The following is a 14,495-nucleotide window of genomic DNA, read 5'->3' as shown; positions in this document are numbered from 1 at the left end:
ATAACTATATCAGACTATACCAAATTCACGAAAAAAAAGCGATATTTTGCGGATTGGTGCTGGAGGTGGTGGGTAGCGTTAGGTTGAATGATTGGTGTGTTTAGCAAGGTTTGAGTGGCAGCGTGCGGTGGGGAGCGATTTACACTGCGGGACATTAGACGGTGAGTATTGGGAGGACGTATTTTTTGCCTAGATGAAGGAGAGTTGAAAATAGTATGCTGAAAGCTGCAAATAAATTTGCTAAGCTTGAAAATAAAATTTGAAAATAAACTACAAATCCTACCGCAGACTGTAAAAAGCTATGCGTTAAAAATAGGGAAGTTTCCCATATATAGCACGGTTAGAGTTTATATAATAGGTGTCAATTTATCAATTAATTATTATTGAGTATCCATATTAAAATTCTACTTTATCAAAAACAGTTGATTTGGCTGGAGGTGCTAGCTGTGACTTGACTTGATTGACCAATGTTTTAGCTTGAGCAATTTCAAATGACGCTATCTTTAATGCTTCATTTGCCAGAATGGCGTTCGCAGCAGATTGTTCGATTGCTACCGTAATCGAATCTTTTGCGAGCGTGGCTGCAGCATCAGCTTGCTTGAGTTTGGTAATGTCAATTTGTTTTAGCATGATTGCACTCCTCTTTCTTTCCTATGTATTCTAATTTAATCGGTAAAAACAGTCGCTTATAAAAGCAACTGTTTTTATATATCATTATGATTCAGATTTTGATGATTGAGTTTGCAGCTGCGATTGTACTTGGCTAATTAATGTCTGAGCTTGAGCAATTTCATTGGCCGCCTGTTTTAATGCTTCTGAAGTCATTGTAGTGTTCGCTGCAGATTGTTCAATTGCAGAAGTGATAGAGTCTTTTGCTAAAGAAGTTACAGCCTCTGCTTGTTTTAGTTTATTCGTGTCGATTTGATTTGTCATGGTTTTTCCTCCTCTAATCATAAAATACAAACTATAGGATGCTTTTAAAGAAATGTTTTATTCTAGGTATAGGAAAGGTATTTACTTCCTATCTACTGAATCAGAAGGATTGCCAAAAAATTATTATTTACATACAATCATTAAGGTTATCTGTTTTCATGACAATTTATGTAAAGTAAGTGTAAGAACAACTCAAAGAAATTATTTAAGGAGCATAATTTATAGTGGAGTTTGTGTGAGGATTAAATGAATTTATTTATGATAAGGTGATATCTATGAACAATCCATTTTTAGAGTTTCCATTGTTAAAAAAGTTAATTTTACTGTTTCCAATTCTTTATTTAATTCATGATATCGAAGAAATACTAACCGTCGAAAAATTCCTCATAGATCACGCAGAAATCCTTCCTATTTCCATGACATCAGAAAAGTTTACATTCGCATTTATACTACTGTGGATTCTAAGTGCAATCGGATGTTACCAAGCATTAAATAATAGAAAATACTTTGGGATGGAACCGATCACATTTTTATCGTTTTTAGTTCCCGGGGTTTTGTTAGCAAATGGAATTGGTCATTTACTTCAATTTATCTTTTTTCGAGACTATGTTCCAGGAATCCTCACTTCCATAGTAATCATATATCCATACTCTTTTTTCACATTAAGATACCTACTAAAAAATGAATTGTTGACCTTTAAAAGGTTTGGATTATTTTTCCTCATGGGCTTTATTTTACAAGGCCCATTTGCGCTTGCAGCTCATTTAGTTGCTAAGTTGGCATTAAATTAATCATTAGATTAATCCTTTTTTATAGTTATACATTAAAACAAATAAAAACGGACTGAAGTCAGCACACTCCAATCCGTTTTTATTTTATTAAGAACTCATTTTCCAAATGCATATTATTTAGATTCAGATTCTTGATATTTCTCATATTTTTCTTTATCAATATACTTCTCGAAACCTTTTTCAACAATTTCTTCCCACGTTAAATCAAATAAATTAAAAGTTGTAACTTCCCCATGCATGCTCATGTATATTTCTCCTTTCATAATAGACAGTGATATTTTAATAAATAAGCGTACCCCTTGCGTTGGTGTACATTCTAAAATGGCATTTCATATTAGTAAACTTTTTTCCAAATCAAACGCTTACATTTTAGGAAAACTAAAATTTTACGCGCTAGTTGAACTCCCCCTCCCGTTATTTGAATTGTTTGAAAAGTAAGTTAATTATATCAATTATTTTAGCATATTTCATCCCAAAATCAATATTATTTTCCATAAAATTCAAAAAGCGAACTGGAGTTTTAGCTCAAGATCGCTTTTTTATAAACATAGATTAACTTTTATTCATAACCTGCTTTTCATTCACAATAGAATAGCAACAGCTTTTAAATTGTGGCTTGCCTTTGCACATGTGAAAACGTCGCACCAACAGCCTTGAATCAGACTTCGCTTAGAAATGACGAATTTGGATTAGAAACGTTGAAATTCCGATTACAAATCCATAAAATCCGCTTACAAATCGAAAACTTCGACTAGAAATCAGCAAAATCGGATTATAAATGCAAAACGACCACACTACCGGTATGTTGAATCCGCTAGATCATTTAAATGACGCACAAAGTCTGCTAAACCACGCTCTTTTAGTGAATAAAAATCAGGTTATAAGTTTGGATCCGGGCATGTTTTTAACTATACCAAAGCAAAAAAGCACCATTCCCCTAGTTGAACCAAGGGACTGGCACCTTCTCTATAAATTATTTTGCTAACTTAATTACACGCTCCATGAATGATGAGAATTCAGCACGTGTTGTTGGTGCAGATGGCTTGAATGTGCCATCCGGATAACCGCCTGTAATGTCGTTCGCAACTAATGCTTTGATCGACTTAATGGCCCAGTGATTATCTTTTACATCTGTAAATTTATTTTCTGCTTCACCTTGCAGTGAATATGCCCGATTTAAAACAACTGCCATTTCTGCTCTTGTTAAAGGCTCATCTGGCGCAAATGTGTCTGCACTTTTACCTGTAATAATGCCTGCAGCTGCTACCTTTTTAATGTCATTAATCGCATAATGCTTTTCTGGAACATCCGTAAATTTTAACTCGATATCATTAGCAGCTTCAAGCTTAAGTTCGCGCGCAATCATCGCTGCTGCTTGTGCTCTTGTAATTTGAGCACCTGGTCTAAATGTTCCATCTTCATAACCGCGAATCGTATTGCGATCGCTTAAGAACGTAATCGAACCAATTGCCCAATGATCGCTGCTCACATCTTTAAATGATACTTCTGTGTAATTATCAACATATACCGATTGCAGTTTATCAAGATAAATAACACCACTGTTTTGCTTTTCTTTTACAGTTTCCGCAACGTAAATGCGGTCAAACTTAAGCGGTAATGGTAAGTTTGCTGGAACTTTCGCTTGAACATACTTCCAGCCTTTCCATGTTAATTCGCCTTCTTCAGTAAAGCTGATTGCATGTTGTTTACCTGTACCATCACTTATCGTTCCGCGTAACCAATGGCCAGCGCCGTCGCCATATACCCATAAGCCGATCGCCTTAGGATTACCTTGAATCGTGATTGGATTGATTAATTTCGCATATGCTGCTTTAGTACCTTCTTCAGCAGTTGTAAAATCATACGTTAATTTTAATGAGGAGCTACCTTGCTTGACTGGCTCACCACTTGCTGATTTTGCAATCGATGCTGTTGCTTTCGCTTGGTCAGCTGACCATTTTGCAAGATCTTCAAAGCCGTCAATTAAAACTGGATCTGCACCAACCTGTACAGCAACTTTTGCTTGAACTTGTCCAAATGTGGCAACGATATAGCCGGATGATTTTTTAGCACCAGCTGTAAATTTACCATCAGCTGTTATAGAGCCAATATCGCCTTCAACAGACCATTTTATTAAGGATGTATCGAATAAAAGTGGTTCACCATTGTTATTCGATGCTTTTCCACTAAATTGAACCGTTTCATTTACGCCAACTACTGCTGACTTCGGACTAATTTCAAGCTTATCAAACGTATCCACAACGGTTAACGGTAATTCACCAACGCCACCATTATAGTGAGCGACTACTTTACCTGTACCCACGTTTTCAGCGATGAATTTCATGCCTTCTGTTGATCCAATGCCACCTTCAGCACTTAACGTAATAGCACTTGGACTGAACGCCACTGGGTTCATATATTGGTCAATTACATAATCAACTGTAATATCAATTGGTGTTCCTTTTAAAATTTTACCTGCAGGCTTGCTAAGCTTAATTGTTTTCGGGTCACTTGTTGGCGCTGTGCTAATAACTTGAAGAACAGTTGACACCGGTCTTTGCCAGTTATCAGATGGTTGGTTCGCTAATGTTGGCTGCGAACTGCCTAGTTGACGTACAGCCATTTGCGTTGAACCGCCACCATCAAGGTTGATTGCGTTATAAGCACCAAGTGAAATTAAATGGTTTGCTAAATCGCGCAACCCTACACCATTACTATAGCCTGATTGTCTGCCATCAATTGTTATAATAAATACTTTATCGCCCGCTTGATTTGTTGCAATGGCTGTTCTTGGATTACGGCCTTTTGAAAATGCTTGCGCCTCGTCCATTGAAATGGAAACCTGGCCATTTTTTACTAATAACGGGCCTGTACCAATGACATATTTCGCATCCTGCCAAACATCGCCTAAACCTAGCTCCACTTGAACAGAATCACCTTCAGTAATATTTTTTAACTTCTCGGCCCATTCAGAGCCGTGCGCAGATAGAACTAAACCATTTGCAGGAACAGTTGAATTCCCAGCTTGTCCAAATCTAACAACCTTTGAAACTGTTCCAATCATTTTTGAGCCGACTTCCATTGAACTTGGCGATGGACTTACATCGGTAATAATAATCTCTGTTCCCCATTCATTTGATCCTGTTGTTTGATTAGCTTTTGTATATAAAACAACAGATCCCTCTGTACGTGTTGTGTTTACTTTTTTAATGGCTTGTGTAAAATCGCCAATTCGCACATCATATCTTAAATTATATTCGCCAATCACTGCTTTGCCATTCGCATTAACTCCAAATGCTACTGGTGCATTAAGTGGACTTGTAATCGGTAAATCAAAAACACCAACATTAATAACCTTATTTTCTTTCGCAATTAAATTAATAGGATATTTACTAACTGTATCAAAAAATCCAGCATTTGCTGCGCCAACGACAAAGTTGCCTTCGCGATTATTTTGCTGTGCAACCTTCGTTACAGTCGTAGTATTATTAATTGGATTTGGAATGTGTACATCTAGCACTGTAAACGGATCATTTAAATCGACTGTTAATTGGTTCACTGCTTGTTTAGTTGAACTGCCTTCGTACGCTTGTGAGCTGTACGTAACCCCAGGTGATATTTTCGTACTGTTATCGGCAACTTTTGTGCCTAAAACAGATGCACTGGCCGTAGCAGCACTAGCAAAGCTCTGTAAAACTAGTAAAATAGTGAGCAGTATTGCCAACCTGTTGCGTTTCAATTTCATTTAATTCTCTCCCTTATGATGAATCTTTTGTTTTTAGCTTAGAAGCTTGTAATCTTTCTTTTTTTTAAAAAACTAGTATTTAAGATAATAAACGATAAACTTAGCCCATTCTGTTAATACAATTTGCTGTTTTTCAGAGTCTGTCCACCATTCTGTTAAACTATCAATGCGCTCATCCTGCGCACCAGCATATGTGAGTGCAATATCTGTGCCTTTAAATACCTCATCAAAAATAAACTGACTTCGTTTCGTATGCCAATCTGTCGTAACAACGATCGCCGACTCCCAACCATTTTCAATCATGACTTCTTTTGAATAAAGAGCATTTTCATAGGTACTGCGCGATTTTGATTCTTTTACAATTGCAGATTCAGGCACATGTAGCTCAAGCGCTAGCGCAACCATTTCATCTGCTGCTTTCGTTCGCCATGAAAGGTCGGTTCCATCTGAAAAAAGCAGCATTGGTGCATAGCCTTGATGATAAAGTTCTACTGCTTTTTTAGTACGTTCGCCTTTCACCTCACCACCAAGAACGATGATCACATCACTTTGGACAACCTCTTCTTTGACAATTAAAAAATCCGCCAGTGCTTGCAATAACGGATTTTTTATGACAAAACCTAATAAAATTAGCAATACGACTACTGCGAAAACTAGCCTAAACTTTTTCATACTTTGACTCTTCGACTTCCTTCATCTGCTTAATCAAATCCTGAATCATTTCAATTGGATCGTTAATGATGGATTTCTCTCCTTTTGCATGCGCAGATTGTAGAATAGCCAATAAATTCCCCTGATTAAGTCCCAATTTTGTTTGGTTGTTCATAAATCTAGTTCTCCTTCAAAACGATAACTATTACCCTAGCATTTTTGTTTTTCTAAGATGTAAATTCGACAATTTATTTGAAACATACCATGTTATTCTAACATACTTGTCAAAATATGTCTGTCAATCACTTTGATTTGTAATCTATTAGTAATTTTATTGTAATAGGAATGAATAAAACTGTTAAAGTTGCAATGCCTATCCAGCCAAAGGATGACCAAATAAACCCAGTAGCTGTACCACCTGTTGCTACACCAATATAATAGCTTACTAGATATAAACTTGAAGCACCGCCTTTATGATGTGTAGCCTGCATATTTACAAAAGCCGCCGTCATCGAATGCGCAATAAAAAAACCTAAACATACTAAACATAAACCGATGATAACCGCACCCACCGAATGGATCACCGTACATAAAACCCCTAGTATTAAAATAAGGATGCCTGTTACAATAATCGTGCTATGCTTATAGCTTTGCGCTAATTTCCCCGCTACAGGTGAGCCTATGACCCCAAACGAGTAAGCTAAATACATTAATGAAATTTCCTTCATCGATAAATTGAACGGCTCGTCACCAAGGTAAAAAGGTAAATACGTCCAAACTCCTGTAAAAGAAATTTGAAGAATAATCCCCATCATAAATGCGTTCATTAACACAGGATTTTTCAGATGCACGAGCATCCCCTTGACATCCTGCTTGAATGGTAAATGGCTTGGTTCAAAGTATTGAGACTTTGGTAACCACCATATAAATAGAAGGAACAGAGTTACACTAGTTGCACATAAAGACCAAATCGCCGTTTGCCAACCTACCATGTCAGATAAAATTCCAATTAGTATGCGGCCAGCCATTCCACCAACCGCATTACAAGCAATATAAATCGTAATTCCAAGTCCGATGCTTTTTTGTTCAAACTCCTCACCGATATAAGCAATGGCCGCAGCTGGAAGTCCTGCGATAAAAAAGCCTTGAATAATCCGAAGACCAAGCAATACCCAAAAGCTAGATAAAAACGGAAAAATGAACAATGGAACAATAGATAACACCAATGTTACTTTCATTAGCGTCGTCCGTCCGTACCGATCCGAATAAACTCCAAAAAACAACAAACCCGCTATCAGAGCAACCACCGCCACCGATAACGACAAACTAGCCGTCGTTGGAGTAATTTGATAAGAATCAACATACGCCGGCATCAATGGCTGCACAAAATATAAATTCGCAAACGTTAAAATTGAACCAATTCCAAGAGCCGAAATCGCCAACCAAAACTTTCGATCTTTTGGCGATAATTTTTCCAACTTAGGCTTAGTAAGCTGATAAGCACTCAATCCCATTGAAACCATCTCCATCTATTAAAAAATTCGAACTATACACTTTTGATCAATAGCGGTTTTTTGCTGCTTTTTACAAAATAGATAATAGAGAAAATTTTCTCACTAGCTTGTCAGATTTTCAAGCAAAATCGAGAGTAGTAGAGAAAGTTGAAGATAAATTATTATATCTTGTCATTTTGGATTGTGCTATAGGTTTAGTTGTCGGTACATTTGGTTGGTAGGTTGGCTGGTGGATTGAGAATCATTGTCAGTTGCTGATATATTTCATAACTGGCAGATATCTTACTTGAAGTGGACGATATATCATAAAAAGTGGCTGATATACGTGAAAAGTGGCAGATATCCTGGTATAGAAAGAGAAATTAATGCCTGCGGTCTGCCTGAAGTTGTTCATTTTCTGATTCACTGCAATCTAGTGATCTACTATTATGTAAAAAATTTGTCCACCTCTAATTCAGGACTCCTTAATGCAATCTTTAATAGCAACTAGTTAACTCTTTTTAAAATATAGCTCTGCTAAGATGCTAGTTGCTTTCCACTTATGAGCGCACTGCATGAAACTACGGACATCCAAAAAGCCGTAGCAGCACAGCAGCACTCCTAGCAGATCTCCCTGATCCCCGTAGAATTCTCGGCACTCCAACCTACATAACCGCCATTGCCCAAAAAACTTCAACACACGGCCTTAAATATAAAAAAGCGAACCTTTCAGTAGCATTCACTGAATAGGTTCGCTTTTAAATTTTTCATTTTAAAGTGATTTTCTATCGTCCTGCCGCAACCCACGGCTTTTCATATGATACTTGTAAATAGTCAAGCTGTGCTTTAATATCAAACATTTGTTGTTTAATTTGATCGACGCCCATATTAGCATTCATAAGCTCAAGCGTTGTTGCCATGCCGAGGTCGTGTCTAGCTTTCACTAGCCTTTGTGTTTGTTCAGCGTTATTTAAGTTTGTTTCTAAAATAGATAATTGATTTTGCAGCTGCTTTATAGAGTTATAAGTTTCTCTAACTCCTTGTTCAAGCTGTTTTTTTGTATCAGATAATGAATACTCTGCTTTTTCTACGTCAATTTCCGTAGCTTTGTACGTGTCTGGATTTGTTGGGTCATTAAATACATATAAATCTAGGTTTAACTTCGCAATATTCACTTCCTGCTCAGCTAACCAAACTGAAGTGCTGCCAGATAATACTTTAGCAACCTGGTAGTCAACATCTTCCTCAATCATAATTTCTTCATCAGGTTGGTCTACTAAGTTAAAACGTTTATCTAATGAATAGCCAACTAATAAGTTAAATTTCTCATACTCATCCTTCAATGCAGTTTGTGCTGATTGAAGCTGTTTTTCCTTTTCATCATAACTATTATTTTCTTTTGTTAAATCAAACTCGCTTACAATGCCAACTTTCGCCTGTTGCTCAACAATATTCCGTTGAACTCCTGCTAGCTCCAATGCTTTTTCAGCAAGACTTAGTTGAGCTTGCGCTCGTAATATTTCGTTATATGCTATTTGAACAGAAAATGCCACAGACTCTTTGGCTACATCTAATTGCTTCGTTGCCACTCGTTCACCAATGTTGGCTTGTTGTAAGCCAGTAAATGCGCGGCGAGCTAGTGCATCTGCTGCACCATTACCAGTACCAATTGGCGCATATGTCACATTATCAGCAGCCTTACCCTGTACTTCCTCAGCTCTCTCAACATTCGCATCCGCTGTTCGGATATCATTACTAGTAGTAAGTGCCTTCTCAACCGCCGCAGCAACTGTCAATTCCGGCAACGCATTTTCCACTTCTTCACTTACTGATTCTTCACTGTCCTCATCTACTGATTCAACAATAACAGTTTTAGTTGAACCATCCCAATCCACGTTTGCACCGAACGATTCACTGACAAATCGTAATGGAACCATGGTAGAATCATTGATAATCATCGCCGGCTGCATTAATGGAATCGGCTTATAATTCTTTAAGGCTTCCTTCGAGCCGATTTTCAACTCAAGAACTTCTTGGTCACGAATAGCAGTCACTTTACGCAGCTCAGGATCCCACTTTACTTCCACTCCTAATGACTCAAAAATACCTCGTAAAGGTACGAGTGTCACATCATGGAATAATACAGGTGGTTGAGCAAAGTTCTTTTCCACACCGTCTATTTTAAGATTAACAGGTTGATACGGTGAATTTGCTGCTTGAACAACATTTAAAGAAGGCAGGACAAGCATAGATGCTGCAACAACAGATGAAATAAGTTTTTTATTCATTTAAAAGTCATCCCTTCCAAATTGGTTTCATTATGTAAGGAGTAAGGCCTTTAAAGCCTTACTACATAGCTATGAAACTTCAATACTATTATACGATTTTAAGTTAGACAATCAGTAATCCATTTTATTCCTTCAACGGACTAATAAACTGATAAGATGGCAGCAGCCAACCACCCGGCTACCACCACCTTACTGAAAATCTTACATCTCAATCGTCGGTTCTTCTGGAACGTTTTTCTTTTTTCTTGTAAATATTCGTTTAAATAAACGTTTAATTTTATTCGTGATATCCTCTAAAATCGTGTACATAACTGGTACAAATAGTAGCGTGAAGAACATCGATGTTGATAGACCAAAGATAATCGTAACGGCCATTGGAATTTGCGCTTCGCCGCCTTCACCAAATCCTAATGCAAGTGGCACCATTCCAAGAACAGTTGTTAATGTTGTCATTAAAATTGGACGTAAACGGCTTGGGCCTGCTTCAAGAATGGCTTCAGTTCGATCATAGCCACGACTTCTTAAAATATTAATATAGTCAACTAGCACAATTGCGTTGTTAACCACGATACCCGCTAACATAATAATCCCGATAAACGCTGGGATACTAAATGACTGTCCTGTTATCGCTAAACCGCCGATAATTCCGACAAGTGTCGTCGGCATCGCAAACATAATGACAAACGGATTAATTAGCGATTCAAACTGTACGGCCATCACGACGTATACTAAGAAAATTGAGAAGATTAACGCCATCCCTAGTTTCGTGAAGGACTCCATCATTTCCTCAGATTGGCCGCCGATATCATAACCGTATCCATCCGGGAAGTTCATACTATTTAACGCAGCTGTTACGTCTTTTGACACACTACCTAAATCGCGTCCATTAATATCAGCTGTTACGTTAATTTGACGCTGCTGATTTTCACGAGAGATTTGCGCTGGTCCCATTACTTGTTTTAATTCCGCTACTTCTGAAAGCGGAATAAGCGTACCGCTCGCTGTTTGGATAAATAAATTTTCTAAGTCGCTAATTTGCACGCGCTTTTCTTCTGGAAGAATAACTCGAACGTCAAATTCGTCACCATCTTCTCGATATGTTGTAGCTTGGCGACCATTAAAGCTAACTTCGACTTCATTCATAACCTGTTGATATGACAAACCATATTGCGCAGCAACTTCGCGATTTACCTCAACGCGTATTTCAGGACGCCCCTCTGATGCTGAGCTTTCAACATTTGTCGCACCATCTATATCACTGATCAACCATGTTACTTGTTCAGCAATTTCTTCTAAAACCTCTTGCTCAGCTCCGTGAATCTTAACCTGAATTGGACTACCAGTGCCTAAACCGCCTTCCATTTCAGAGACTTTAATTTCGGCACCAGCAATTTCACCTATACCTTCAGAAACAATAGTAACAAATTGCTTTGTCGTTACATCGCGGAGCTCTTTATCTACCAACTGAATTTGGAAGTTACCTGAGTTGGCACTGCCGCCCGTTCCAGTCATTTGGTTTGAGCCAATTGACAAGTAACTAACTTCCAACACATCTTTATGCTGCTCTAAAACTTCATTAATTTGATTGGCTACTGCTTCTGTATCTTCAAGAGTTGTACCTGACGGTGTTTCAAACGTAATTTGAAGTTGCCCTTGATCTGAAGCTGGTATGGACTCTGTACCAACCATTGGAGTCAAGCCAAAGCTTGCTACAATGGCAACGATTGTTAAAATAACAGTCGTTTTACGGTGCTTTAAAACCCAATTCAGCAACTTTTGGTATAAATTATTAATGCCTTCAAAGAAACGGACAAACAAATTCTTTTTCATTTCACTTGTTTTTATTGGTTTCGTTAATAGCTTGGATGACAACACCGGAACTAACGTTAACGCCACCACTAATGAACCGATTAACGAGAACGAAACGGCTAGAGCTAACGGCGTAAATAATTCTGATGCAATACCATCAACAAACACAATCGGCAAGAATACGACCAAGCTAGTTGTTGTCGATGCTATAACGGCTGACCCTAGTTCGGACGCACCTTTAATCGCCGCTTCTTTTACCGATGCACCTTTTTGACGATAGCTATATACATTTTCTAAAATAACGATCGAGTTATCCACCATCATCCCGATTCCTAACGCTAAACCACCGAGCGATAGAACATTTAATGTTTGACCGCCAAAATACATCATAACGAATGTGGCGATAACTGCAAACGGAATGGAAACAGTAATAATTAACGTTGGTCTTATACTGCGTAAAAATAAGAACAGTACGATAACCGATAAAATACCACCGATAACCATATTAGAAACTACAGAGCTAATGGAATCGCGAATAAATGTTGATGTATCAAATACGTTAAATACTTTTACACCAGCAGGAAGAAGTTTATTCACTTCATCCATTGCTTTATAAACTTCATCCGCAACTTCAACTGTGTTTCCGTCTGATTTTTTCAAGATTGATAAAACTAATGATGGTTCGTTATTCACTCTTGAAATAGATGTAACTTTTTTATACGTATCCTTTAATGTACCAACATCGCTTACTTTAACAGTATCACCCGAAGGTAGCTGGATGATTGTATTGTTAATATCATCTAATGATTGAAACTCGCCATCTACACGAATTTGCAATTCCTGTGAACCTTTTGTAATAATACCACCTGATGTTGTACGATTTTCACTTTGCAACGCTGAAATCACATGATTAGGCGTTATTCCATAAAGTGAAAGGGCTGCACTATCTAATTCAATTAAAATTTCGCGCTTTTTACCGCCTTCGATTCCAACAGATGCAACACCTTCTGCACGCTCAAGATGCGGCTGAATTGTATTTTCCACAATTTCTTGAAGGTTTTCAGGTTCATCACCTGTTACCCCTAACCACATAACCGGCATTTGCTGCGGATTGAACCTTAGAACCGACGGATCATTGGCAGACTCTGGCAGCATGCTTTTTACTTGGTCAACTTTTTCACGAACCTCTAATAAGGCATTATCAAGATTCGTGCCCGTGGCAAACATTAAAATAACAAGAGATGAGTTTGCTTGTGACTGCGATTGGATCGTGTCAACACCCTCAATCGATGTCAACGCTGCTTCAAGCGGCCTGCTCACCATTTTTTCAACTTCTTCTGGACCTGCACCTGAATAACTTGTTGCCACAACAGCTATTGGCAGGTCTACCTCAGGATATAAATCTACCTTTAAGTTTGTTAAGGAAACAAACCCTAATGCAAGAATGGCTAGGACGACCATAAAAACGCCGACAGGGCGACGGACTGAAGTTTCTACTAATTTCAAGGTTACTTGCCCTCCTCGATGATGTTCACTAAATTACCGTCCGTTAATGTATTTTGTCCTTTAATTACAACTTGTTCATTTTCTTTTACATCGCCCTTAAAAGCCGTTAAAACTGTTTGACTTTCAATTACTTCAATTGTAACTTCAACTGCTCTGCCATCTCTCACTACATAAATCTTTGACTCTCCACCTTGTTCAACAATCGCTTCAGTTGGAACAAGTAAGCCTTCCTTCACAATCACTTGATCAATGACAAACTTACCAATCATACCTGGCTTGATTTCTTTATTTGCATTGTTAATCTTGGCTTCTACTGTGTATAATCCTGACTGATTTGCTACTGGTGATATGTAGCTCACAACACCTTCGACTTGCTTGTTTAGCACTGAAATATCAACGTTAATTTTAGCGCCTTTTTTAAATAAGTTTAATTGGTTCGAGCTTACCGTTGCTTCAATTATGATCGGATCAAGCGACACAATCGTAACTAATGGTGATTGTTGACCTACTGTATCGCCAACTTCAGCATTTACTTCGACAATCTCACCTGATTGTGTGGCTATAATTGCAGCATCAGCAAGTGCATCTTGGGCTTGTTTTACACTGATTTCAGCTTGTTTAACTTGTGCTTGTGCACTTTCAATACCGATGCCTGCCTTTTCAATTCCAATTTCAGCTTGTTCGATATTTTGTTGCGCTTGTTCATATTGAAGTTTCAGCTTTTGTTCTCGAGTCACAGCCGCTTCATAATCAACCTTTGAAACTGCACCTGATTCGTATAATGCTTTTGTACGTTCAAGGCTTTTCTTTGCATCTTCCCAATCCACTTGAATGGAGTTTAAATCAATTGTTTGTCGATTCGTTAAAGTTGATTGTGCTGATTTTTTATCTGCGAGTGCAACATCTAAAGCTGCTTTCCGTGCTTCAAGTGCTGCTTGCTGTAATTGAAGGGATGTACGTAAATCGCGATCATTAATTTTACCAATGACTTGACCTTTTTGGACTTGATCACCTTTTTCAACAGTTAGCGAAATCAGTTCTCCTGCCATTTTAGGCACAACCGCCACATTAGAATCAGCTTTCATTTTACCTACAATCTCTTTGTCTACCTTTAATGCACTGTTTGCTATCGCAGCAACCTTAACAGGAGTTTGTTTTTCTACCTGTGCTTCTTGATCAGCGGGTTTTGCTGCACAGCCTGCAAGCGCAATTGAACTAGCCACCATGAACACGATGCCTGTTTTAAGTGTTTTTTGAATTTTACCTTTCACTGCCAATC

Annotated in this window: 11 protein-coding genes; 1 reads left to right on the top strand and 10 read right to left on the bottom strand. The window is 38.0% G+C overall.

Annotated features, from left to right (window positions below; all coding sequences use genetic code 11):
• Positions 1-396 precede the first annotated feature (396 nt).
• Positions 397-630, bottom strand: coding sequence for a hypothetical protein (locus tag C1724_RS00690; RefSeq protein WP_102344842.1), 234 nt, complete (start codon positions 628-630; stop codon positions 397-399).
• Positions 631-714: 84 nt separating this feature from the next.
• Entirely contained in the window at positions 715-933 is a 219-nt protein-coding gene (locus C1724_RS00685) for a hypothetical protein (protein ID WP_102344841.1), read from the bottom strand.
• Between the two features lie 275 nt (positions 934-1,208).
• Between C1724_RS00685 and C1724_RS00680 the strand changes: the two genes are divergently transcribed.
• Positions 1,209-1,724 carry an HXXEE domain-containing protein gene (locus C1724_RS00680; RefSeq protein WP_102344840.1) on the top strand — a complete coding sequence of 172 codons (516 nt, stop codon included), beginning with the start codon at positions 1,209-1,211 and terminating at the stop codon, positions 1,722-1,724.
• Positions 1,725-1,837: 113 nt separating this feature from the next.
• On the opposite strand, the gene C1724_RS25945 is transcribed toward C1724_RS00680, so the two are convergent.
• The 8 genes from C1724_RS25945 to C1724_RS00650 all read right to left on the bottom strand — a co-directional run bounded on the left by C1724_RS25945 (position 1,838) and on the right by C1724_RS00650 (position 14,487).
• Positions 1,838-1,969, bottom strand: a complete 132-nt coding sequence (locus tag C1724_RS25945; RefSeq protein ID WP_258000247.1) for a hypothetical protein — start codon at positions 1,967-1,969, stop codon at positions 1,838-1,840.
• 728 nt (positions 1,970-2,697) lie between these two features.
• Complete coding sequence (locus C1724_RS00675) at positions 2,698-5,469, bottom strand: S-layer homology domain-containing protein (RefSeq protein WP_258000246.1); 2,772 nt, start codon at positions 5,467-5,469, stop codon at positions 2,698-2,700.
• 72 nt (positions 5,470-5,541) lie between these two features.
• Positions 5,542-6,141 (bottom strand): YdcF family protein, encoded by a 600-nt coding sequence (locus C1724_RS00670; RefSeq protein WP_102344839.1) that lies wholly within the window; start codon positions 6,139-6,141, stop codon positions 5,542-5,544.
• Entirely contained in the window at positions 6,128-6,295 is a 168-nt protein-coding gene (locus C1724_RS25365; protein WP_180994078.1) for a hypothetical protein, read from the bottom strand. The genes C1724_RS00670 and C1724_RS25365 overlap by 14 nt, the downstream gene beginning before the upstream one ends.
• 127 nt (positions 6,296-6,422) lie before the next feature.
• Positions 6,423-7,634: an MFS transporter gene (locus C1724_RS00665; RefSeq protein WP_102344838.1), complete on the bottom strand. Its 1,212-nt coding sequence runs from the start codon at positions 7,632-7,634 to the stop codon at positions 6,423-6,425.
• 764 nt (positions 7,635-8,398) lie between these two features.
• Positions 8,399-9,901, bottom strand: a complete 1,503-nt coding sequence (locus tag C1724_RS00660) for a stalk domain-containing protein (protein ID WP_102344837.1) — start codon at positions 9,899-9,901, stop codon at positions 8,399-8,401.
• A 201-nt stretch (positions 9,902-10,102) separates the two neighbouring features.
• Positions 10,103-13,216 (bottom strand): efflux RND transporter permease subunit, encoded by a 3,114-nt coding sequence (locus C1724_RS00655; protein ID WP_102344836.1) that lies wholly within the window; start codon positions 13,214-13,216, stop codon positions 10,103-10,105.
• A gap of 2 nt (positions 13,217-13,218) precedes the next feature.
• Positions 13,219-14,487, bottom strand: coding sequence for an efflux RND transporter periplasmic adaptor subunit (locus tag C1724_RS00650; RefSeq protein WP_180994077.1), 1,269 nt, complete (start codon positions 14,485-14,487; stop codon positions 13,219-13,221).
• Positions 14,488-14,495 lie beyond the last annotated feature (8 nt).

Origin of the sequence: Bacillus sp. Marseille-P3661, assembly GCF_900240995.1 — a bacterium.
In the GTDB taxonomy this organism is placed as follows: Bacteria; Bacillota; Bacilli; order Bacillales; family Bacillaceae_J; genus OESV01.
Note: the sequence above shows the minus strand (reverse complement) of the source record. Positions and strands in the feature narration are given on the sequence as shown.